The organism is Paenibacillus ihuae (assembly GCF_001368795.1).
Classification (GTDB): Bacteria; Bacillota; Bacilli; order Paenibacillales; family Paenibacillaceae; genus Paenibacillus_AQ; species Paenibacillus_AQ ihuae.
In genome coordinates, this window is record NZ_LN831198.1 from 491,418 (window position 1) to 515,206 (window position 23,789).

The following is a 23,789-nucleotide window of genomic DNA, read 5'->3' on the forward strand; positions in this document are numbered from 1 at the left end:
CTATATCCAGGGAACGGAAGGGAACTAGGGGCAATATATTCGGAGCTATGAATATAAGCCTGTAATTAGGCTGAAGGTAAACGGCACGGATCCATTCGAAGGAGGGAAAGCAATGATGACAACAGCCGGCGGATTGTCCGCCGTTCAAGAAGATCTCCTGCTGCTTGTCCAAGGGATTCCCAGAGAGCAGATGCGGCTATACGTCGACCGCTATCTCGGCTGCCTGCTGGCAGGAGACGGGTACGATCCTGAACTGTTGCTGACGCTGGAAACGTATGTGTCCTGCAATGGTCACATGAATGAAATGTCCTCCCGACTGTACATCCACCGCAACACGGCAGCGTACCGACTTGAGAAGCTGGAACGGCATCTGGGCATTCCGCTTAGAGAATCCGAAAACCTGCTGCTGCTGAATATGGTATTTCTGTTCCGTCGCCTGCTTGACGCAAATCAGCCTTATTGAATGAATATCGAATCGTTGACCTAATCCAACAAACATGGTTATAATCTAGCGTAATAGATCAGACAATCAAATAAAAATGCCCGCTGTAACAGGCTTTATCATACTTGATTGGAATGCGTCAAATTACCTGTGGAGGTTCGAGTCTTCTCTACCGAATAATTAAAGGAACGAAACCCTTGATCATCAAGGCTTTCGTTCCTTTTGCTGTATGGCAGAAATATTATAGTTACCTTTTTAGGGCTCCCGCGTATTTGGGATACAGCTGACGGATACATTCCGGGCAGATGTCATGGGTGAATTGCAGGGATAGCTGGTGCTGAAGATAACGCTCGACCGATACCCATTCCTCATTGCTGCCCCGGACGGATTTGCAGGAAGCGCAGATCGGAACAAGGCTGCTGGGGATATGCCGGGAACGCAAGGGATGACATACGCGGATAGGATCAGGCTGGCGGTTCTCGCTAGGGCCGCTGTCATGCATGGAAAGTGCGAGTGTCTGCAACCCGGCAGACTGCCCGGTCAGAAGAGGAAAGGCGTCCAGGCGGAATACTCTGCTCACCTTATCAGGGGTGTGGAGGATGAATTCTAAGCTTGCGACCAGGCGTCCGCCCTGAAGGATATGCTGAATGGATTCGTTCAGAGCTGTGAGCTGGACAGGGATAGCGATCCACTCTTCAAAAAGCTCCAGGTAATGAGTTCCAATCCGTTCATTTGCTGGAGAGAATCCATAGGAATGGCGGAATTCCTTCCAGCGATCATTGATAAATAAGATGAATCCATAGCTGTCGATAACAAGGAGGTTATGTGGGAGAGTGTTAAGTGAAGAGGTAAGGGAAGAAGGTAAGCTCAATGGCAAGGTTATCGCTCCTTGAATTCTTGCAGGATGGGAAGTTATGATGGAGGCAGGTTCAGAAGCTGCGAAACCTGACGGCGGTAGCGCTCAGCCTTCCGTGTGCCATGGATTAGATTGGACAAGCGATAAGGCGGAATTCCGTACAACTCACAGAATTTCTTCTGATCCAGCTGCATTTCTGTCAGACGCTGCTTAATAGCCCAGCCATAGGGGGTCACGGGACGTTTGCTGTTCAACAGGCTTCACCTCTTATCGACCATCCAGCATTATGGTATAATAGCTTACAATAATATTAACTAATTATATACTTTTTTGCGTCATTTTACAATAAAAATTACGTTATTACGTGAATTCGATGTAGTGGAAGGCGGTTGGCCGATGTCATCTATATACGAGCGGATAGAAGTCCTAATTAAGCAAAAGGGGCTTACGAAGAAGTCCTTCTGTGAGCAATTGAATATCAGCACAGGCAATATGGGGGACTGGAAACGGGGGAAGTCGACACCGGGAACCCATAAGCTGATTGAGATCGGCGCTTTTTTTCATGTGAGTCTGGATTGGCTGATTCTGGGCAAAACTGCAGCTGAAACGGTCCGCGAAGGCGGCGGGGAGTATTCGTCTGCCCAAATGCGGCAACACAGTTGCCAAACTGAAGGGCTGCTGCTCAAGGAGCAGGAGTTCATCAAGGAATATATTGAATTTACCCAGTACCGCAGGCAGAAGCAGGCCGAGGGGAATTCTTGAAGGGTATCTTTACATTTTGTGAAATCCGTTTTATAATATTGAATGTTGGCCTCAAACAAAGCTTTATCATTGTACACACCGCGCGGTAGTGGTGGAATGGCAGACACGCTATCTTGAGGGGGTAGTGGGTGTATACCCGTGGAGGTTCGAGTCCTCTCTACCGCATAACTTTTAATGAGCAAAAAAAACCTTGAGGTTTCAAGGTTTTTTGCTTTTATTATTTACGCCAATGAATCGACATCTGCATTCTGGTTTACCTTTGTTGACGAATTGTTGACGGATAATACCGAATAGATAGGTCATAACAATGCATAATCAACTAAACCTTACATAACCTGATTCCATTCAGCGTACATAACGCGGAGGATTCAGGTTTTTTTTAATCTTGACACAAGAAAAAATCCGGCTTAATCAAGTATTCCAAAGGATACATGTCTTTGCGGGCTGATAGTAATCCTTTGAATAAGGCGATGGGCTGCATCTCCGAGTCATTTGAATAGTCGAACCCGAGATCTTCAGCTTGTTTGAGCTGCACAATTACAAATGCATCTTTTGCATCGGTCAATTTATAAAGGACATTCTCAGGATGAAGCACATTCTCTAAATGATCAAAAGTAATCAAATGGAACTCATGGCCTCTCCATTCGGTTCGAATTACTTTAATAGCCTGGGTGATTACAAGATCAACAAAGGTATTTTTGGCCAAGGTTAATTCAATACCCATAATATAGCCTAGTTTATTCATATCGTTACCATACTCTGTATCATAAGATTTACCATGATCCGCTTTGAAGGTATTTTCGCTAACAGGCATTTGAATGAGCGTTAGGGTTATATCTAAGTCGGTTACGTAAGGAATAGATAGTTTTTCCTTACTGACATATTGGCTTATTTCGTTTCTACTCCAATATGCGTCATTGTACTCAGTTTTTGGTGGTGTAAGATAAATATATCCCATATTAGAGTAGTCCCCGTGGAAGCAAGTAATTCTCATATTCTCCGCTCCTTTAAGCTTGATGGTAATTAGACGCAATGCTTGTAAAAACGTTTCTATTTATTGGATGCGAATTGATGAAGTGTTTTTTTGGACAGCCACATTAAAGGAATATATTAACAAACATACGTTCCCTGACAAGTTATGGCGTTAATGATTAGGTATAATGTATTAAAAGAGCCTTTCAGTAGACTTAGACATCATAGGAATTCGAATTCTTATTGTAAGGAGACTAATCATGGTCGAGAAATTTATACGTTTATTCAATATCATTAATGCGATCCAATCAAACCCTGGTATCTCCGCAGCCGATTTAGCTTTTAAATGCGATGTAGACATACGGACGATTTATCGGGATCTGCGCTTATTAGATGCCATCACTCCTATAACGAATACAGGCAAAGGAACTGGCTACCGATTTATGGGCAATTTCTTTATGTATCCTCTTAATTTTTCAGAACAAGAAGCGCTAGTATTCTCCCTGTTGCCCTCAATGGTGGACGAGGACAAACTGCCTCCCGGATTCCATACGGCGTACGATAAAGTCATGTCCACACATCACAAGGAAAAATCCAAGCAAAACAGTATCATCGAGGACATCACCAATATTATTCAGATGGGTACACCAGCTTACCGTAAAGAAAGCCCCAATTATCTGCAACCGATTATTCAGGCGATTTTAGAGCAGAAGACAATACAAACCACTTATCATACCCAGTATCGGAATGAGACTACCGAGCGCAAGATTGATCCGTACTACCTCGTGCCTCGTGATCAACGCTTCTATTTAATCGGTTTCTGCCATACCAAGCAGGACATTCGGACGTTTCGAATCAGTCGTTTCCTCAAAGTGGATTCTACGGCTGAAACGTTCGACAAGAGTGACTTTAATATCAAAAAGTATCTCAAGAACACATGGTCAATTGAACAAGGTGAGAAAAATATCACCTTTAAAGTACGGTTTAATGCTGAGGTTGCCAGGTACATTAGGGAGGAAGAATTGTTCGTTCATCCGCGTATGACAGACAACAAGGACGGCAGTATGATTTTTGAGGTGACTGTAAATAACGAAAAAGAGTTTATCCGCTGGATTCTGCAGTACGGGCCAGCCGCTGAAATATTAGAGCCAGCTTCTGTGCGTGAAACAATTAAGAGTCAATTAGCTGAGTGGACCGAAATGTATAAATAAGACTAAGCAGGAACTGCTAAACATTACTCGAAATATACAAGGTAGGAAGGATGTGGGTCTATTGAACCATAATTGGTTTGCGGATTTGTATGAAATATGCAATAACGATCCCTTTCGTAGAAAGATCCTCCTTGTGGATCATTATGATCAGGGTGAGCAGTGGCTGAATCGGATAACAAAGGAACACGGCCCTCTTTTAGGTGTGGAAACAGAAACGTTAAGGTCACTCGTTATGAAGCGGACAAAACTGGAACTGGTGAAACGAGGGCTTCATCTTTTAAATCGAAAACAGACATTCTGGGTTGTCCAGAATCTTATGGTTGATATGGCAGAGCGTCAAGATAAATATATACCAGCCGAGATGATTACCCCAGGTATCGTTCAAAGCTTTCACCACGCGATTGAGGAACTCCGAGGGGCGGGGTTTTGCGCTTCAGAACTTTCTATTACTTTTTTTGAACATGAGCAAAAAGGTCTCTATATCACTGAACTGCTCGCTTTATATGAACAGTGGCTCGAGCACAATCACTTTACAGATTTTGCAGGTCTGCTTAATTACATACCAGAAGTTGATAGATCAGTGGATAACCATCTCTTCATCCATAGAGATATGGAGCGGTTCTCTGCTGTGGAGAAAGAAATGTTGAGACGCATTGCTGGAGATAGAGTGCTCATTCTTCCGCAAACTGGAGCTTTCCCGTCATCCCTGCAGAATGTGGATCATGTTGCTGTTCAGTTGTACCATGCCACAGGAACCTTAGCTGAGGTTCGTGAAGCATTCCGACGTATCTGCAGTACGAATTCTTCCTTCGATCAAGCAGAGATCGTTGTTTCTAATTATGAGGCTTATAGTGAAGCGATATATACGCTCAGCCAAGCTCTCGATATTCCGTGTACCTTTTCCCAAGGTCTACCCGTCACTTATACAAAGGTCGGAAAGGCTGCGCTGGTTTATCTCGAATGGCTGGAATGCAACTACGATGTAGAGTGCTTACTTAAGGCTCTAAGGCACGATTACATATCATTTCATCATTTTGGAGCCGTGGATAAGGCTGATCTCATCCTTGCTTTGGAGCAAAGCGGAATCGGCTGGGGAAGACAACGGTATTCCATGTTAGAGGCCGCAGATAATGCTGAGTTAAAGGGACGACACGCTGAAGCGATCGGGTTGTTAAACCGGGCGTTTAAAGGATTGTTTCAAAATCTGCCTGATGCGCATCAAGTGACGTGGACTCCTATGATGATTCTGCATTCATTAATCAATCTTCTTGAAAAGCACACTGTTTCGTCCAGTGAGGCTGACTCACTCGTTATCACTGAACTGATTGATCAAATGAAGCTGCTGGAAGTTGTCTCTCCTCGTACGTTGTCCAGCGAGACCGCGTTGCGTTATGTAAAAGACATGGTAGAGGGTATTCGTATCTTTGGAAGCGGACCATCTTGCGGAAAGCTGCATATCTCTTCGCTTCAAGATGGTGGCATATCGGGAAGAACTCATACGTACATCCTGGGCATGAGTAATGAGGCTTGGTCCTTACAGCTCCGGCAGGATCCTGTATTGCTGGATATGGAACGCAAGAGTCTGGATGGGTTACTCCTATCTACTGAGCGGACGGAGAATATTATTCGTGAACGTGAGACCCGATTAGGATTGCTGTCAGGACAAGTTACGCTGAGCTATTCCAGCTATGATCCGGCAGAGCAGAAGGAAATCATTCCGGCTTTTGCGTTATTACAGGCTGCTAGAATCGTAACGGGCGATTCTCAGATGGATCTGACTGGACTAGGGCAGGTACTGGGTAGACCGGTTGGATATATGTCGATTGATCCGAATAGAGAGCATTTGTTGGATGGGACGGATCGCTGGCTTGGACGGTTCCACACTGAGGGGGAACTGAAAGATGGCTTTTCATCACTACGTCAATCCTTTCCATTCGCCGCTAAGTTGGAACAGGCAGAGAAGCGTATTAATGAAGGAACCCTGTCAGAATATGAGGGAGTGCTCTCTACGGATACCTTTACGGTTAGTTATCTAAACAATCCTGAGGCGTACCTGAGTGTGACGCAACTCGAAAGATATGCGGAATGCCCAAAGAGGTTCTTCTTTTCCCAAGTCTTGAAGCTCAGGGCAAAGGAGACTGCTGAATTCGATCGTTCCAAATGGCTGGATGCAGCTAGCAGAGGCAGCTTGCTTCACAGTATCTTTTACCACTATCTGAAGGAGATGTCTGCAGGTCCTACCAATGAGGGTAGGCTTAAGCATGATGAACATAGGCTTCAGGAAATCACAGAGCAGGTCATCCGTGAGTATGAAACGAAGGTGCCGCCGCCAACTCCCCATATCTTTCATAAAGAATGCGATTCGCTGCGACGTGATGTCGCCATTTTTTATCAGATGGAGCAGAAAGCCGAGGGACGGCCGCGGTTTTTTGAACTCGAATTGACAATAGATGGCCAACCTATGAGTGTTATGCTGGATAATGGTCTTGTCATAAGAATGAAGGGATTTGTGGACAGGGTTGATGAGATCGGGCCGCACAAGTACAAGATCTATGATTACAAAACAGGCAGTCCGGCGAAGTATGACGAGAATGAGTATTTCTCACAGGGGACGCAACTGCAGCATGCGTTGTATGCTGTTGCAGTCGAACAGTGGCTTAAGCATACCGGTATGGATACGGAGGCACGTGTTGTAGAGTCAGCCTATTACTTCCCAACGGAACGAGGCAAAGGCGATGAGGTATCCCGGGTTCAAAATAAGACGGTTGAGCTTTCGGAGTTGGTGGGACATTTATTAGCTTCGATGGAGTCAGGAACATTTACCGCAACAACAGAGTTGAAACGATGCTCCTATTGCGATTATGGAGTGGTGTGCAAGGATGAATCAGAACGTACGAAGGCAAAATGGAATTTAGAACCCAATACTCCATTGCTTCACCATATCAAGGAGGTAGAGCGTTTTGGTTGATGATAGGGCGGCCAGAGAGCGAATTGCAGAGATACTAGACCGGACATTGATGGTGGAAGCAGGGGCAGGATCGGGGAAGACGACATCACTCGTTGGCCGAATGATTGCTCTGATTGAGTCAGGGAGCGCCGTGGCCGAGCAGATTGCAGCCATTACCTTCACGCGGAAAGCAGCAGATGAGCTGAAAAGCAGGTTCAGACTGGAGCTGGAGCGGCGAATCCTTAAGGCGAATGAGCCGCAGAAGGCTCTGTTGCAGCGGGCTTTACAGGAGATTGATCGGTGCTATATTGGCACGATTCATTCTTTTTGCGGCAGACTGCTTAGGGAGAGACCGATTGAGGCGAGACTGGATCCCATGTTCCGTGAGATTGAAGAAGATGAAGCTAGCTTGTTGCAAGACCAATGCTGGGATGAGTACCTGGTGAGCTTGATCGAGGACGGTAAGGAAGATGGGATGGCGGACCTTACGTCCTTGCAAGTAAACGTGGAGGATCTGCGCCAGGTATATAAACGGGTATGCGGCTATACCGATGTACACATTGAGACGGTTGCCTCTCCTAGACCTGACTTTGACCTTATTCGCTTATCTCTGCCGCAGATGATAGCCGAAGCTGGGCGTTACATTCCAACACAGAAACCAGCACAAGGTTGGGATGCGCTGCAGACAATGCTTCGTGATGGCAAAAGAATGCTTATGCTGCATGGGCTGGATGATGATATGCGCGTCTTACAGCTCGCGCTGATGTTCAATCGAAAAATCGATGCTACCTTGAAGAGGTGGACAGATCCTGCCAAAGCCAAAGAATTCAAAGGGTTGTTCCAGGAGTGGCAAAGCCGCGTCTTGTTTCCCTTCCTTGGTGCTTGGCGGGAGTATCTATATCCGCAGTTGATTGATTTTGTGAGACCAGCTGTTGCTTATGGCGCACACAAGCGAAACGAACTAGGCGTTCTGGATTTTCAGGATCTGCTGATGCGTGCAACTGCGTTACTCCGTGAGCATGAGCATGTACGGCGGTTTTTTGCTGACCGTTATACGCGATTATTCGTAGATGAATTTCAGGATACCGATCCCATTCAGGCCGAGCTTATGTTTCTTCTAACAGGTGATGATCCAAGGGAAGCGGATTGGAGAAGGATTACTCCCAAACCAGGTTCTTTATTTATTGTTGGAGATCCGAAACAATCGATTTACCGGTTCCGGCGTGCGGATATTTCAACCTATAATTGGGTCAAAAACAAGATCAGTTCCTGTGGTGAGGTCTTGCAGCTAAGTGCGAACTTTCGCTCAATTCACCCTCTCGGGCAATTCACGAATGATGAATTTAATGCCCGGTTTCCACAGGCTGAATCTGAACATCAGGCGGCTTTTGTACATATGGATACACGAACGGCTAATCCGGAGAATGGTGTACAGCATGGAATCTACACAATGACTTATGGGAAAATGGCCGGAGGCCAGGCGGCGATTGCCGAAGCAGATGCAGACCGGGCCGCTCGTTATATTGCCTGGGCGTGCAGCGGCCACTTGAAGATTCAGGAGAAGCAGCCGGGAAGTGACGGTAGTTTTATTTTAAGAGACGCAACCCCGAGTGATTTCCTAGTACTACTGAAACGAAAAGATTTCTTACACCACTACGCTGCAAAGCTGGAGAAGTATGGAGTTCCCTCTGTTACGGCTGGAAGTTCGGCAAATTACGAAGAGATCGATGCACTTGCTGTGCTGACAAGTTGTCTTAATGACACTGGAGATCCAGTATCCCTGCTAGCTGTGCTGAAGGGGATGTTATTTAGTTGCAGTGATAATGCACTCTTCCATTATAAAATGCAAGGATTCCCGATAACCTATACTACTTTACCGAATCAGGCAGAGGTCGGGATGATAGCAATGCCGGTATATGAGGCTTTGGTACGACTCGCTGAATACGCGAATCTGATCCGGAAAATGCCGGCATTACCCGCACTGTTACATATCATTGAGGATCTGGGGTTGGTTCCACTCGCAGCCATTCGCCGGACTGGCCGGGCTCGTGCCGGCACATTGATCAAACTCCTGCATCTACTGCATAAGGATAGTCTGGTCGTGGCCAGCTGGCCGGAACTGAACTCGTATCTGACGCGGGTCGTAAAAGATGCGAAGCTGGAGTGTGGAGATCTGTTCGCAGGTGAGCAGGATGCCGTTCGCATCATGAACCTGCATAAGGCCAAGGGGCTTGAAGCGCCAGTTGTACTGCTGGCTTGTCCTTGCGGAGAGTCTGACCATGACGCCGCAGAGCATGTAGACCGGATGGGGGATTTCGCACGCGGATATTTCAGCATCACGCGGCGAAGAGGATATCAAGAGGATGTGATTGCTCATCCACCAGGCTGGCAAGAACTCGCTGAGCGGGAACGATTGTACATGAATGCGGAGAAGGAAAGGCTGTTGTATGTCGCCGCTACCCGCGCCAAACAGCTCATGATAATTAGCCGATATCCGGACAAACCGGCGATCGATCCATGGAGCAGCTTTGATAACGGGATTCAGGAAGATAGAGAGCTGGATGATCCTGAAGTTATGCCAGAGGTGCCTTCACGTTACGAAGGGGTACATGATGAAATGGCTGATGAAGATAAAGGCCGTCAATGGCGAAGCCGGCTGGCACAGCCGACGTATGAGACGACTTCGGTAACGAAACTGGCAAAGTCCGGATCCGTTCAGCCACCTCGACCGCTTGCGGGCAGAGGCATGGCGTTCGGCAGCGTGGTTCACCGCTGTATTGAACTACTTGGGACTGGCGCGGAATCCGGACAGATGGAGCTCACACTCAGGATGATCGCTGAAGAAGAGGGTGTGGATGAAACGCTGATTCCAGATGTGTTAAAGATGCTAGATGATGTGGTGAATCATCCGCTGTGGCGACGTGCGAAAGCGGCGAAGCGGCGGATTCATGAGTTGCCGCTACGTACGGTGAGGGCGAATATGGAGCTGTTTGGAGAAGATTCCATAGTAGATTCAACAGCAAAGACTTTGTATTTAAAAGGCATTATTGACTTCCTCTTTGAAGAGGAAGATGGCTGGGTGGTTGTTGATTTTAAGACGGATGTGTATGAAGAGGGGCAGCAGGCTGCGTTTGTGGGATTTTATAAGCCGCAGGTTCGGGCTTATGTGGGAGAGTTGGAGAGAGCGTTTGGAATGAAAGTGAAAGAGGCGGGGCTTTATTTTTTGAATGGGAATGAGTATGTGATTCTATAAATAGTGCCACAGCTCGTTTTGGTTAACTAATATGTATGTGGGATTATCTGTAAATCAGATGAGGTATCCATCAATATGAATGAACATAGAGGGTACCCCGACCAGAAAATGGTCGCGGCAGTCTTAGGGCCATTCAATCCTGGGTGAATGATCATGAGACACAATCAATTGAATTAGTAACTACAGAGCTATCCTTAAGAGGGAAACTAAAGTGGGCATCACCAATACACAGTAACTCAATGGCGGAAAACAGAGATGTTGGGTTTCTTGAAAGAGTTGGTGTTGCAGATAAAGTTACTTTTCCACTGCACAACTTCTGGCCTACTAGGGGCCCACAGTGGGATGCTCTCGGTGTAACAGAAGCCGGAGAAGTTATTCTCGTGGAGGCAAAGGCTAACTTGAAAGAGCTGAAATCCCCAGGGACCAAAGCGGGAGAACAATCTTTGGTGGTAATTAAGCAAACCCTTAACGAGGTGAAAGAGGGCTTAGGGATTGATGCAAAGTTTGATTGGACGAAAACCTACTATTAGTATGCAAACCGAGTAGCGCATTTGTATTATCTTCGTGAGTTGAATGGGATTAATGCCTTCTTACTTAATGTATATTTTATGGGAGATCAGAGTGTAAAGGGACCATCTTCGGTTGCAGAATGGAAGTTTGCTATTGAACGTACTAAGATGATACTTGGGCTCGATCACCCGAATGTCTTGCAACCCTATATGGTTGATTTGTTTATAGATCTTAGGACCATGAAGGGGATTTGAATTATCACAGAAATTTATACTAGGGGTCTTCGATGACAAAGGTATGAGAAATTGATTAGCGGCAATTTGTATCAAATATTTGCTTATCTGATTAACTATCGCGAGATGAATTGAACTAATAAAGAGCCTGTCATTGGAATTCTTCTTTATCCCTAAGTCGACAAGGAACTTGAGATCGTGATTTATAAGACAAAATTAAATTAGAAAAGAGAGGTCCGGGCTCCTTCAGCAAGTAAGCGTCAAATAGCTTCATCTTAATGACAAGGTGTGGGCTATTTGACGCTTGGTTTTGGCGTATTCTTAAAGGAACTTCCTAGCTAACAAGCCCAGTCTGGTATTTCTAACTGATAAGTGCGGCACGAGCGTTTAATCATTTGTTTGAAGGGATCGTGGAAATCTCTATCTATGATTTTCATCATCTCGTATTCATTCTCAGAAATATACTGTAAGTTCATTTCTAATTCCTCCCTTGAAAAGATGCCATAATCGCCACTCTCACTATGTGAATAGCAATAGAATAAGCCATTCAACACTAAATTAGTGTCATTGCTAGCAACAATATCCCCACAATCAGCTTCGCATCGATGTGCTTTTTAAGATTTATTTCGACTCCGTACTTATCAAAGTATGGTTTGAATACTTCTTATACCTCTAAGGCGTCCTCATAACAATTAAATAATAAATTACAACCCCAGTGGTAAGAATGGGCATGGCTTTTAATAATCTTAATCAAGTCATCTCCGTAACCATCTAAATAAAGTGAGGCTGTGATTTTGTCAAATAATTGTTGTTCTTTCTCATCATTTGAATCATACAGACCTAACTCGGTGGATACCCAATAGTAGGTTTTACGGTTCGGACGCCAAGCAAATATGGTTTGTTGTAAATCTTTGAGCTTCTGAGTGTATTGGTAAATTTCCCATGCATATACACCATCATCCCCTCAGAACGAATAAAGTCAGAATAGTCATCGATGATATCATCTATTTCCTCATAATTCATCAACTGCTGCTTCAAGAAAATTTTCCTTGGATGACAAATGTTGCTCCCAATTTTCCAAGATGTCGATGTAGCTGCCCCTAATCAATGAATATTGATCTTCATAAGGGTGAGGCTCATATTCTCTAGGATTCTTCTCCAAGAAATTATCAAGGCACTTGTCACTACAAAAGAGTTTACCATCCTGATCTACAATGTACTTTTCATCTAGCGAACTAGAACAATAAACACAGACGTTTAAAGCTCCTCCTGATAATAAAACCTGCAACCGTTGGCTTTCCTGTGATAATAATAAAAGCATGCGGTATATTTCAGCGTCAATACAGCTTTCTGTTCCTTTAGTACGAAGTACTTCGCTGTAATCCGGATCCTGAATCATTGAATCAAGCTTTCGGATCATCGTGTCTAGTACGGCTCTGTTTTCTTTAAGTGAGTAATCCCTATTCTCTTGGAAAAATATGCACTTAGGCAATAAGGTTTCAAATTGGTCGTAATGGTCACTGTACAGATCCAGATTACTTTCGTAAGGATTAGCGTAATAGTAGCATTTTTCAGTGCAGTTCCAACTACAGTATCGGTTTAAATCAATATTAATAATATATATTTGACCAATAGATTTAAAACAACATGAGCAACGATCAGGGCTTAGTTGAACTTTCCAGAGGCCGTCATTTAAAGATAACCATCCATCATTTTTTAGCTTAGGTAGAATGTACTGTGTGGGGTAACTCTCGGCATCCATTTTGGCACTAGCATCGTTTAAAATTTGAAGAAGTTCAGTATTCTCCTCTTGGAGAGTTACAACAATTTCAAAGGCCGACGATGTTCGGTTGTTTGCAAAATAATCCTTTAAAAAAGTAGTCAAATGAATGCGATTCCCTATACTAATTGCCATGATTTAGCCCTCCTTTATTTGTTCATTCTATATACACACGCATTTGGCAGAAATCTAAGCCTTATTTTAAGAGGTTATTTGGTAATATGAGAGAATTCCTAATATCAATACGATCTTTTGAAATCGGGAGGCCATTATGAATCTAAAAATCCAAAGTTTTATGGATAATCTTGTTAAAGAAACACCAAAGGTCATTAAATTTAATATGAATAGTTTCAATTGTGAATTCGAAAAAATTGAGGGCTGTATACCCCATGATCCTATAGTATTTATGGAAAGAGAAACTAAACAAGAAATAGAAAAAAATGTGATATTAAGATTCATAGGATCGCCCATTTCTTTTGATGTGATTTATTGTCATGATCTTAACAATTCAGCTTCTACTAAGTTGGAGTTACATTCAACCTTTCCAGATTGCATTTTGTCTACAATAAGCCTAGATTCTACAGAGCAAGTCGATGAGGTTGTTCTTTCACCAAATATCCGCTTCACTTTTAAAGATGATTTAAATCATATTCGGAAGGAGATAGCGTTTCGCTTGTTAATTGATGAAAATTTGCTGCCTCCAACAGAAATATTAAAATCTCGAATTCACTTAGGTACTTATCAAACTGATTTGAAGTCATGGTTAAACAGCAGGAATACAGAACAATTCTATGTCGATTGGATAAAGGTCGCATTAATTATGGGGTATGTAACTAGGAAAATAGATGTGGTTTTCTTTAACGTCCATGAATTAATTGAAGAGTTGGACCATAAAAGAGAAAATATTCGTTGGAGTCAAATGGGAACAGATACTCGCTGACAGAACGTTGTCGGTGGAGTATTATAAGATGATGGTTGGGAAGTACTGTCGGAAAAAGGAATTTCAAGTTAGATTGTGGAATAAGTCTATAGAACTACTAAACATCTAGATAGGAGAATTTCATACAATGGCCAATGAAAAATTAGTAACGAGTATCGAAGACAAACTATGGGCAGCAGCGGATAAACTTAGAGGTAGTATAGATGCCTCCAAATATAAAAATATTGTACTGGGTATCGTATTTCTCAAATACATATCAGATCGGTTCGAGCAAAGATATAACGAACTGATTGCAGAAGGTGATGGCTTTGAGGATGATCGGGATGAATACGAACGCTTTAATGTATTTTATGTTCCTACAGAAGCACGTTGGAAATTCATCATTGAGCATGCAACTAAGCCTAACATAGGTCAAATCATTGATGAGGCCTTTATCGCCATTGAAAAAGAAAACAAAAACCTTGCCGGCGTTCTTCCTAAAATCTATTCAGGTGCTGATATTGACCAACGCAGAATTGGCGAAGTAATCATGGTCTTTGAAAACTCTAATACACTATTGATCGAAGAGGACGCACTTGGTCGAGTCTATGAATACTTTCTCGGTAAATTTGCTTTTATCTTGGGGGCGGGTGGCGGTGAGTACTATACTCCGAGTAGCGTAGTTAAACTATTGGTAGATATGATCGAACCCTTCGAGGGCACGATATATGATCCATGTTGCGGTTCAGGAGGAATGTTCGTACAGGCTCAGAAGTTCGTCAAAGCACATGGCGGCAACACGTTAAAGCTTACGGTATATGGACAGGAATTAAACGCGGAGACGAGAAGACTAGCTACAATGAACCTCGCCATTAGAGGGATTGAATCCAACTTAGGGAAAACGCATGAAGACACATTCCATTCCGATCAATTTCGAGATGAGAAATTTGACTATGTACTTGCTAATCCACCATTTAATATTAGCGATTGGGGTCAAGACAGCCTGTTAGATGATCCACGTTGGAAATGGGGAATCCCTGCTAAGAACAATGCCAACTATGCCTGGCTCTCACATATGCTGAATAAACTTAAACCTTCCAAAGGAGTTGCTGGAATTGTGTTGGCAAATGGTTCATTGTCTTCGCAAACGGCGGGAGAAGGAACAATTCGTACTAAATTTATTGATGAAGACGTAGTCGATTGTATTGTAGCCCTGCCAGATAAACTGTTCTACACTACAGGGATTCCAGTATGCTTATGGTTTCTCAGACGTGGGAAAAAGCGCAAAGGCGGAGTTCTATTCATCGATGCCCGTGACATGGGCGTAATGGTAAGTCGCAAATTACGAGAGTTAACAGATGAAGATATCTCCTTGATCTCAGAAACTTATCATAAATGGCTGAAGAGCGATGGTTATCAGGATGAAGTGGGTTTCTGTAAGTCAGCTAGTCTTGAGGAAATTCAGAAACATGATTATGTGTTAACACCTGGTAGATACGTAGGCGTGAAAGAAATCGTGGATGATGAGCCATTTGAGGAAAAAATGGAGAAGCTTGTTTCGGAACTTTCAGATTTGATGACTGAATCTTCTGTGCTGGATGAGAAGATTAAGAAGAGTCTGGGGGCTGTTGGTTTTGAAATTTAAAGATATCTTATTGGATAATAAGAGCATATCCTATGGAGTCGTGCAACCTGGTAAACATACAGATGAGGGGATACCATTAATTAGAGTGAACAACATAAGAAATGGTAGTTTAATACTTGAAAATGTATTAAGAATTGACCAAGAGATAGAAAATAACTATAAAAGAACACGTCTAACTGGTGGGGAATTACTAATTACACTTGTTGGTACTGTTGCTGAATGCGCTATTGCTCCTAAATCAATTAAGGATTGGAATGTTGCAAGGGCTATAGCAGTTATTAAAGTTAATTCTAATTTAGTGTATGCGGAATACCTAAAGTACTGGTTGTTGGTAAATGAAAATAAGAATTATTTAATTAGTTTAGCTACTACAACAGTACAAGCCACTTTGAATTTGAAAGATCTAAAGGAAGCGGAACTTCAAATACCAACACTAGATATTCAGAAAAAAATTATTAGTTTAGCGGCATCTCTCGACGACAAAATTGAACTCAACAACCGCATGAACAAAGTGCTTGAGCAAATGGCTCAGGCGATTTTCAAGCAATGGTTTATTGATTTTGAATTTCCAAATGAGATCGGTGAACCCTATAAGTCTAGCGGTGGAGAGATGATTGAAAGTGTAGTGGGAATGATTCCCTTTGGTTGGAAAGTATCAGATATTGAATCATTAACCGAACTTATTATAGATTATAGGGGGAAGACACCTAAAAAGCTTGGTAGGAACTGGAGTGAGACTGGGATAATTGCCCTCTCTGCAAAAAATATTAAAAATGAAGGTCTCGTGAATTTAGATCAAGCGAACCGTGTTGATGAAGAACTTTATAATCTATGGATGAAAGACGAATTAAAATACGGAGATATTCTATTAACTTCAGAGGCACCACTCGGGGAATTGTATTTTAAAGCAAATGATGATAAATATTGCCTGAGTCAAAGGCTATTTGCTATAAGAGCAGATAGTAGCGCTATTATTCCTGAAATATTGTACATGTATTTAAGGACCTCAGAAGTGATGGGAGAAATTGAAGGCCGAGCAACAGGTACTACTGTTACAGGGATTAGGCAATCTGAGTTGAGAAAAGTCAAAGTTATAAATCCTTCAAGTGATATTCAGGCAAGGTGTCAAAGTTTACTAAGTTCAGTTTTCAAAAAGAAGAGTGTAATTGAAAAAGAAAATCGTAAACTTATAAATGTAAGAAACACCCTACTCCCCAAACTAATGTCTGGCGAAATCGACGTCTCCAACGTCGAACTATAAATTGGCGGTGAACCTATGTTTACAGAAGATAGCCTAGAAGAAGTCGTGCTTAAACTTTTGCAGGACGAACTGAACTACACTATACAAAATGGTTACGACCTTGTACGCGATTATGCAAAGGTTGTATTGGAGGACGATCTACGAGAGGCACTCTATGCTCTCAATCCAACTCTATCATCTGAAATCATAGAGGCAGCATTTCGTCAGATTCTCTATATTGACGATGCTAGCCTTATCGCCGCCAATCAACTTTTCCATCGCTATCTCATTGAAGGCGTCAGAATTGAGGTTTATGGGGAAGACATTCCTGCGCGAATTGTCAAAGTGATGGACTTTGAACAACCGTATAACAATTCATTCAAAGTAATCAATCAATTCACAGTCATTCATAAAGCTGAGAAACGTCCGGATATCGTTCTATTCATTAATGGACTACCACTCGTAGTCATTGAATTAAAATCAGCCGTACGTGAGCAAGCGACGATTCATGACGGTTATTTGCAGATCAAGACGTATCAAGATATGATCAAACCACTGTTCCACTATAATGCTTTTAGCATCATTAGTGACGGGGTAAATGCCCGTTTCGGGTCGATTAGCTCAGACTATGACTACTATATGCAGTGGAAAAAGTTGATATGGATTCTCCCATTGTAGATGCACCTCACATTGCGCAAATTGGTACGCTGATCAAAGGATTATTGCACAAAGAGCGACTGTTAGATGTGGTGAAGAACTTCACTTTTTTTGCAGGAGGAAAGTCTAAGATTATTTCCGCTTACCATCAATATTATGGTATGAAGAAGGCCATTCATAGTGTCGTTCATGCTGTTGATGGAGATAAACGCGGTGGTGTAGTTTGGCATACGCAGGGTTCAGGCAAGTCTTTTTCGATGGTATTTCTATCTGCGGGTTTAATTCAGAAGTTGAATAATCCGACATTAGTTATTGTGACAGATCGTAATGATTTAGATGAGCAAATCCACGGGACCTTCAGCAGTGCAACGGAATATCTTCGCCAATCTCCGGTTCGTGCCGAATCACGGGAGGATCTTAATACGTTGTTAGATAAGCGCTCTGTGGGCGGGATCATCTTTACAACAATTCAGAAGTTCACTGAACAAACAGGGATGCTCTCAAATCGTCACGATATTATTGTTATAGCAGATGAAGCTCATCGCTCCCAATACGGAGTGGACCCTGATATCAGAATTGACAAGAAGACGCTGGAAGCCGAGCTGGTCTATGGTTATGCCAAATATTTAAGAGATGCATTACCGAATGCTACCTTCATTGGTTTTACCGGTACACCGATCGATTCTAATGATAAATCAACCATTGGAGTGTTTGGCGATCTGATTGATGTTTATGATATGACGCAAGCCAAGTTGGACGGAGCAACAGTGGATTTACACTATGAGAATCGTTTAGCAAAAGTACATCTTGATGAAGGGATACTCGACAAAATTGATCATGAAGTCGCGAAGATTCAAGAACAAGGTCTTTCTCTCGAGAAGATAGAACAATTGAAAAAAGATCTCGTGACAATGGAAGCGGTCATTGGTGATGAAGATCGGTTGAATCTGGTCGTGGATGATATTTTGAAGCATTATGCAATTCGTAAAGATATGCTCAAAGGCAAAGCGATGATTGTTGCCTATTCACGCAAAATTGCTTTTCGGATGTATCAACTTATTCAACAAAAAGCACCTGAGTTAGCCGATCACGTTCGTTTGGTTATGACTGACAGTAATAAAGATGAACAAGAAATGCGCGATGTTATAGGAACCAAACAATCCCGCCAAACACTCGCTAACCTTTTCAAAAAAGAGGACAGCGATCTTAAAATAGTCATTGTGGTCGATATGTGGTTAACCGGCTTCGATGTTCCCTGCCTAGATACGATGTACATAGATAAAATTATGAAAGAACATAACTTGATGCAGTGTATTGCACGAGTGAACCGCGTATATAAAGAGAAAGAGTCCGGACTCATCGTGGATTATATTGGCTTGAGTAAATATTTGAAAGAAGCCTTAAATACTTACACCAATCGAGACAAGAACAGTGTGCCAGACATCGAAAAAGCCAAGGAAATCCTAATGACCGAAGTGGAAATTCTGGAAGGGATGTTTCATGGCTTTGATTTTAGCAGGTATTTGGAAGCTACGCCTAAGGAAAGGTTTGAACTTATTCAAGATGGTGTCGAACATGTGCTGAAGGAACGCGCCAAGGATGTTTTTCTGAAGCATGTAGTAAGATTGCAAAGCGCATATACTATTTGTGCCACTGCACTCGATTTTGAGGTTCGTGTTCGAGTCAGCTTTTTCATTGCGATTAAATCATTTATCGTTAAGGTTGAGCGTGATGGTATGCCTGATGTGGAAGCGTTCAAACGAAAAATATCGGAGATGATCGAACAAGCCATTATAAGAGATGGCGACGAGGTTGTTTCCATTTCAGCAAAGCAAGAAAAGAGCCTACTATCCGTTGAGAATTTGCAAAAGATCATGGCGATGAAACGTAAGAACGTTGCGGCCAGCATCCTGAAAAAACTACTTGATGATAAGATCAAATGGTTCGAGCAAACGAATATTGTTCGTTCGGGATATTTCTCCGACAAGCTAAAAGTTATCGTCGAACGGTACAACCATATTGAAGATATCAATGTGTTAATTACCGAGATGATCGATATCGCCAAGGAGATTGAATCGGCAACTAATGAAGGTATAGACCTGCAATTGTCACCTGAAGAGCAGGCGTTCTATGATGCGCTGGCAAAACCAGAGCTGATCAAGGCCCATTATAAGTCGGACATTCTCAGAGAAATGGCAAAGAAATTGATTCAGTTGATTAATGATAACAAAACTCCCGATTGGGAAAAACGTAACGATGCCAGAGCCAATATGAGATCCCTCATCAAACGTTTATTGAAGGAATATAAATACCCGCCTGATGAAATCAAGGATGCTACAGAATTGGTGATTAAGCAAGCTGAACTGCAAATGAAGAACAACTTGTACACTAGCAGATCCCATTGGACAAATACCTCCATGGCTGCGGAGACGAGAGGGACTTATTTATAAGGGGAAGCAATGGGTTTCGCTTTAGGAGACGATCATGTTGCACTACGGGGCTGAATAATCAAACTTTCACGAACCAAGATTATCACTTAATCTTTAATACAAATCACGGCAGAACATGAGCACCCAGGCCCGAATTTTTTGCAATAGGGGCAATCATACTTTTTTAGGAGACTGTCTTTAAGCCAAAATTCTTTTACATATATCAATGGCTGGAAGCTATTCTTATGAAAAATAGATTTAGCATTCCAGCCTGAGGGAGTAATCCAACCAACCGTAACAAAGTTTCTTCCTGCATGCTGTTTTAATAATTGATCCAATAGATTGGTTCCAATCCCCTGACCTCTGTAATATTGAGCTACGGCTAATTGCTTAACTATAATAGCATGATTTATTTGGCATTCGTTTAACTTCTGTAATACATTCTCGTGTTGTAGAAATTCACTTGCTGGATCCATTAGTTCTTTAGAAGTAATAATTCCAACAACTTTGTTATTATCCAATGCACAGTAGGCATAAGTAGATTGGATGTATTGCGATACATTATTATAATTAGCTAATCCAAATGATAGAGTTGTATTTAACAGAGTAATGATTTGAGGTACTTCTTTTACACTGATTTTTTTGATGGTTATAAAAGACATAGAGATCTCCGATCAAGAAAGAATATTGTTTAGGGTATAGAGAGTATACAGGATGTATTTACAAAAGGAAAGTTGGTATACCCCATGAAAATTGACTTTTCGCAAAACGATTTTGTTGCACGTGAGAAGGAGCTTACATATTTATTAGAGAGGTTTGAACACTCTGGAGAAGGACACACAAATCTTGTTGTTATAGAAGCAGATACAGGCGTCGGCAAAACCCGGTTGATACAGGAGTTTTATCAATATTTGACAGTAAATAAGGATGAGTTTCATTACTGGCCAGATACGTTAGTGGATAAGAAGCATACCATGTCAATCGTACCGGAGTTTGAAAATTTGAGTAATGATCAACAATTTAAGTTGCCGTGGCTTTGGCTTGCCTTAAGATGTCATAATCAAGATGAGCGAAACAGTAGTCAGGATAATTCTGCCTTATCACAGATTCGCAAACAAATTCGGTTGCATCTGGGTGGTTTAATTGAATCACAAAAAAAACAGCGAAAAATATTCAAGCTTTTAAGAGTACACTCACTTTATTAGCAAATTATGCCTTTCCCGGCTCAGGAGCCGCTGTAAACCTGATTTCCAGCATAGTGAATTCCTTGGATCAAGGCATAGGAACTTTTGATTCTATAAAATCATTATGGAGTTGGGTCAAAAGAGAGAAGGAAGAAGACCGAGGAGCGTTGATTGCAAGACAGAGTACCAATCTTTAGTAGATCAATCGTTGGATATATTTTCAGTTATATTTGAGACTAGAAATACACCACTTGTTTTGGTAATAGATGATGCGCAATGGGCTGATACTCTAACATTAAAATTTCTTGCCCGATTAATTGAAAAGGGCCGCTTGGATAATTGGCCGCTTGTGATAGTTTGTACTTGCTGGGAATCCAGTTATAAAGTCCAAACTCAACATGGGGGTAATGATTTTGATAATTTCGGTCAATTTTGTCTTGCCACAAAAAGAAATGTTTCCGAGGATTTTGTTAAGCTTATTAAGCTTGAGAGATTAAATACAAGGGAAATTATTAATGTCATCAGTAAAGAGCTTCCTCATATCTCTAATAATGCTAAATCAATTCTTGCACAGAACTGTAGCGGAGATCTTGAAATCTTATGGGATTTTGTTAGACGAATTAAATATACTCCAGGTTATTTAGATGTTAATGGGAATTTGAAGGTTTCAATTGAAAAACTCACCTTTAAATCCTTTAAGAAAAAAGAGCTAGTCAGAGAAAGAATTCTGGAGTTGGGATTTGCTGTATCGTGCCTGTTAGCTTGTGGGAGCAGTCAAGGAATACGTTTTTCAAGAAGTTTCTTAGAAAAGTGCCTTGTTGCGTTAAATGAAGATTTTAATATAGACATTTCTACATTTGTAGAAATAGATAATCCTTATAATTTTACGATGAATAATGAACATCCCACTTATCTGGAAGTAGCTGAATTCAGGCGTAGAATTTATTATGAAGTTGCTAAAGAAATACTGGATGAAATGCCACAAAGAGATCGTATTCATATACTTCTTCTAGATTATTATATGGAACTTATTCAGTCTCAGAAACTTATATTATTTGAGATTTATGAGCAAATTTCTATAATGGAAGAGTTCACGCATTTATATGAGATTCTCGGTGAGAATCGTGATGTTTACCGGCAAATTTATTTTGAAAGTGGCATTAAGTTAATAGAACTTTGTCTTCAAGAGGGAATGTTTAATAAATGCAAGCAATATGGAGAAGCACTACTTATCAATAGAGTGAATTTTTCAGAGGCTCAATATAAACTTGTACTTGGTATTCTGATTGAGGCTGCATATGGAGATGGAGATATAATAGCTGAAGAAAAGTACATTGAATTATATTCAAATTTCTGTGTGGGATCTCGTGAGAACTTGGATCCAGAGAATTACTTGTATCAATCTAAGTACCAGCTTAGATGTTTGGATTCCCAAAAAGCAATCGAACTTTCACAACAAGCTGTTTTAATGATCCAAGATTCTCCCCTTGATTATTTAAGTTATAAATGTTATGAGCAGCTTGTTAAATCATATTTTTATGCTGGAGAAAACACCTTGGGCTTTACCTTACTCAATGAGATTGAAAATAAGTTTTTTGATTTTTTAAACGAGCATGTGAGGATAAGAGTGTCTTTCGATCATACCATTGCACTGCTGTGTCATAATGTTGATTCTAATATAAAGGTAGTTGAAAAAGCCTCTACTGCAAAAGAAGGATATTTTAATTTACATGACAAGTATAATTATTTACTCTCATGTGTTAATCTTGCAGACGGATATATGGGAAGTGGTCAACTAGAAATGGCAGAAACAGAAATTAAAGCAGCTTACGAAATGGCAAGGGAATCAAGTTGGAAACACGCACATAATATTGCCGCTGTTTGTTATGGGAATATTTTACTTACTCAAGGGAGAGTATCTGAGGCGTTTGATCTTTATGAAGAGGGTATAGCGATTTCTAAAGAAATTAAACACAACTGGGATTTAATCTATGCTCAAATATGGAGAAACCTATGTCTTGCTAAATTTGGAGATCCTGTAGCCTATGATAACCTATATGAACTTGTTAATAGAGCTAATGAGCATAACTATGACTATTTGGCTGCCCTTTCATCGAGCTTCGGATTAATAACAGGTAAATTATTCTCTAAAGAGGAGCACTCGGCGTTCTTTCTCGAGAAACTTGATAAAAAACTGACACCAGGATTATATGCGCAGGGATTGGCAGCATATATCATTCAAACAACGAATCAGGAAGATATAACAAAAAAACGATTAATATCTGAATTGATTGATGTCGTTCTTAAGTGTGAAGGGATAAAAGGATTTGGAGAAATTATTTTAGAAGCGTTAGATGCCAACCTTCACAGGATTGATGATTCTGAACAAACTGTGAAATATCAGGAGTGGGTGAAGGATTATATTGAGCCTATCCGACAGTATAAATTAAGTGCTGCTGAAAATCTGAAGAGAAAATATGATGATTCTCAAGTTAGAATAAAAAGTTGTAGTTTAAACTGTGAAGCGATGTGCTGCTATGATGGTGTGTATTTAAATAAAGGAGAAGAAGAGATGCTCAAGAATACAGTGAGTGTATATCCGCAATACTTCTCCCATCTTCCTACTGAATTTATCGTAGATGGCAATTGGAGAAATGAAGTTGTGGGTAGAAAAACAGCGACTCGGTCTCACCAATACACAAATCGTGATTTTCCAAGTCACTTTGATCATACTCGATGTGTTTTTTTC

General features: G+C 41.6%; 18 protein-coding genes and 1 tRNA gene. 14 read left to right on the plus strand and 5 right to left on the minus strand.

All coding sequences use genetic code 11. The features are described from left to right. Positions 1-112: 112 nt before the first annotated feature. Positions 113-463 carry a PucR family transcriptional regulator gene (locus tag AQR02_RS02290; protein WP_054939210.1) on the plus strand — a complete coding sequence of 117 codons (351 nt, stop codon included), beginning with the start codon at positions 113-115 and terminating at the stop codon, positions 461-463. A gap of 226 nt (positions 464-689) precedes the next feature. Here the strand turns inward: AQR02_RS02290 and AQR02_RS02295 are convergent, their stop codons facing one another. Then, the gene (locus AQR02_RS02295) at positions 690-1,319 is read right to left on the minus strand and encodes a nitrogen regulation protein NR(II) (RefSeq protein WP_148449051.1); all 630 of its coding nucleotides are present in this window, start codon (positions 1,317-1,319) and stop codon (positions 690-692) included. Between the two features lie 35 nt (positions 1,320-1,354). After that, a complete protein-coding gene (locus AQR02_RS02300; RefSeq protein ID WP_054939212.1) occupies positions 1,355-1,552 on the minus strand; it encodes a hypothetical protein in 198 nt (65 codons plus the stop codon). A 142-nt stretch (positions 1,553-1,694) separates the two neighbouring features. On the opposite strand from AQR02_RS02300, the gene AQR02_RS02305 reads away from it, so the two are divergent. Both AQR02_RS02305 and AQR02_RS02310 read left to right on the plus strand, forming a co-directional pair. Continuing rightward, on the plus strand, positions 1,695-2,060 hold the full coding sequence (locus AQR02_RS02305; RefSeq protein ID WP_054939213.1) for a helix-turn-helix domain-containing protein: 366 nt from the start codon (positions 1,695-1,697) through the stop codon (positions 2,058-2,060). A gap of 82 nt (positions 2,061-2,142) precedes the next feature. Then, positions 2,143-2,225: transfer RNA gene (locus tag AQR02_RS02310), tRNA-Leu, on the plus strand. Positions 2,226-2,439: 214 nt separating this feature from the next. Here the strand turns inward: AQR02_RS02310 and AQR02_RS02315 are convergent. Next, positions 2,440-3,054, minus strand: a complete 615-nt coding sequence (locus AQR02_RS02315) for a hypothetical protein (RefSeq protein ID WP_054939214.1) — start codon at positions 3,052-3,054, stop codon at positions 2,440-2,442. A gap of 238 nt (positions 3,055-3,292) precedes the next feature. Here AQR02_RS02315 and AQR02_RS02320 point away from each other — a divergent pair, with 238 nt between their 5' ends. From AQR02_RS02320 to AQR02_RS02335, 4 genes are all read left to right on the plus strand, one after another. Continuing rightward, on the plus strand, positions 3,293-4,243 hold the full coding sequence (locus AQR02_RS02320) for a helix-turn-helix transcriptional regulator (protein WP_054939215.1): 951 nt from the start codon (positions 3,293-3,295) through the stop codon (positions 4,241-4,243). A gap of 61 nt (positions 4,244-4,304) precedes the next feature. Continuing rightward, positions 4,305-7,211, plus strand: coding sequence for a PD-(D/E)XK nuclease family protein (locus AQR02_RS02325; protein WP_054939216.1), 2,907 nt, complete (start codon positions 4,305-4,307; stop codon positions 7,209-7,211). Beyond that, positions 7,204-10,443, plus strand: a complete 3,240-nt coding sequence (locus AQR02_RS02330; RefSeq protein WP_054939217.1) for a UvrD-helicase domain-containing protein — start codon at positions 7,204-7,206, stop codon at positions 10,441-10,443. The genes AQR02_RS02325 and AQR02_RS02330 overlap by 8 nt, the downstream gene beginning before the upstream one ends. Positions 10,444-10,586: 143 nt before the next feature. Continuing rightward, complete coding sequence (locus AQR02_RS02335; RefSeq protein WP_148449052.1) at positions 10,587-10,973, plus strand: hypothetical protein; 387 nt, start codon at positions 10,587-10,589, stop codon at positions 10,971-10,973. A gap of 1,225 nt (positions 10,974-12,198) precedes the next feature. Here AQR02_RS02335 and AQR02_RS02340 read toward each other — a convergent pair. Continuing rightward, the gene (locus AQR02_RS02340; RefSeq protein ID WP_054939219.1) at positions 12,199-13,101 is read right to left on the minus strand and encodes a hypothetical protein; all 903 of its coding nucleotides are present in this window, start codon (positions 13,099-13,101) and stop codon (positions 12,199-12,201) included. 136 nt (positions 13,102-13,237) lie between these two features. Here AQR02_RS02340 and AQR02_RS02345 point away from each other — a divergent pair, with 136 nt between their 5' ends. The 5 genes from AQR02_RS02345 to AQR02_RS02365 all read left to right on the plus strand — a co-directional run bounded on the left by AQR02_RS02345 (position 13,238) and on the right by AQR02_RS02365 (position 19,877). Beyond that, entirely contained in the window at positions 13,238-13,906 is a 669-nt protein-coding gene (locus AQR02_RS02345; protein WP_054939220.1) for a hypothetical protein, read from the plus strand. A 127-nt stretch (positions 13,907-14,033) separates the two neighbouring features. Then, positions 14,034-15,530 (plus strand): class I SAM-dependent DNA methyltransferase, encoded by a 1,497-nt coding sequence (locus tag AQR02_RS02350; RefSeq protein WP_054939221.1) that lies wholly within the window; start codon positions 14,034-14,036, stop codon positions 15,528-15,530. Continuing rightward, on the plus strand, positions 15,520-16,791 hold the full coding sequence (locus tag AQR02_RS02355) for a restriction endonuclease subunit S (protein WP_054939222.1): 1,272 nt from the start codon (positions 15,520-15,522) through the stop codon (positions 16,789-16,791). The genes AQR02_RS02350 and AQR02_RS02355 overlap by 11 nt, the downstream gene beginning before the upstream one ends. A 15-nt stretch (positions 16,792-16,806) precedes the next feature. Further along, positions 16,807-17,448, plus strand: a complete 642-nt coding sequence (locus tag AQR02_RS02360) for a type I restriction endonuclease (RefSeq protein WP_054939223.1) — start codon at positions 16,807-16,809, stop codon at positions 17,446-17,448. After that, on the plus strand, positions 17,415-19,877 hold the full coding sequence (locus AQR02_RS02365; protein WP_159067669.1) for a type I restriction endonuclease subunit R: 2,463 nt from the start codon (positions 17,415-17,417) through the stop codon (positions 19,875-19,877). The genes AQR02_RS02360 and AQR02_RS02365 overlap by 34 nt, the downstream gene beginning before the upstream one ends. 86 nt (positions 19,878-19,963) lie before the next feature. Here AQR02_RS02365 and AQR02_RS02370 read toward each other — a convergent pair whose 3' ends face one another. Then, complete coding sequence (locus AQR02_RS02370; RefSeq protein WP_054939225.1) at positions 19,964-20,518, minus strand: GNAT family N-acetyltransferase; 555 nt, start codon at positions 20,516-20,518, stop codon at positions 19,964-19,966. Positions 20,519-20,602: 84 nt separating this feature from the next. On the opposite strand from AQR02_RS02370, the gene AQR02_RS02375 reads away from it, so the two are divergent. Beyond that, positions 20,603-21,061: an ATP-binding protein gene (locus tag AQR02_RS02375; RefSeq protein ID WP_054939226.1), complete on the plus strand. Its 459-nt coding sequence runs from the start codon at positions 20,603-20,605 to the stop codon at positions 21,059-21,061. A 103-nt stretch (positions 21,062-21,164) separates the two neighbouring features. Continuing rightward, positions 21,165-23,789: tetratricopeptide repeat protein (locus AQR02_RS02380; protein WP_167347597.1), on the plus strand; the 2,625-nt coding region annotated here is incomplete at its 3' end.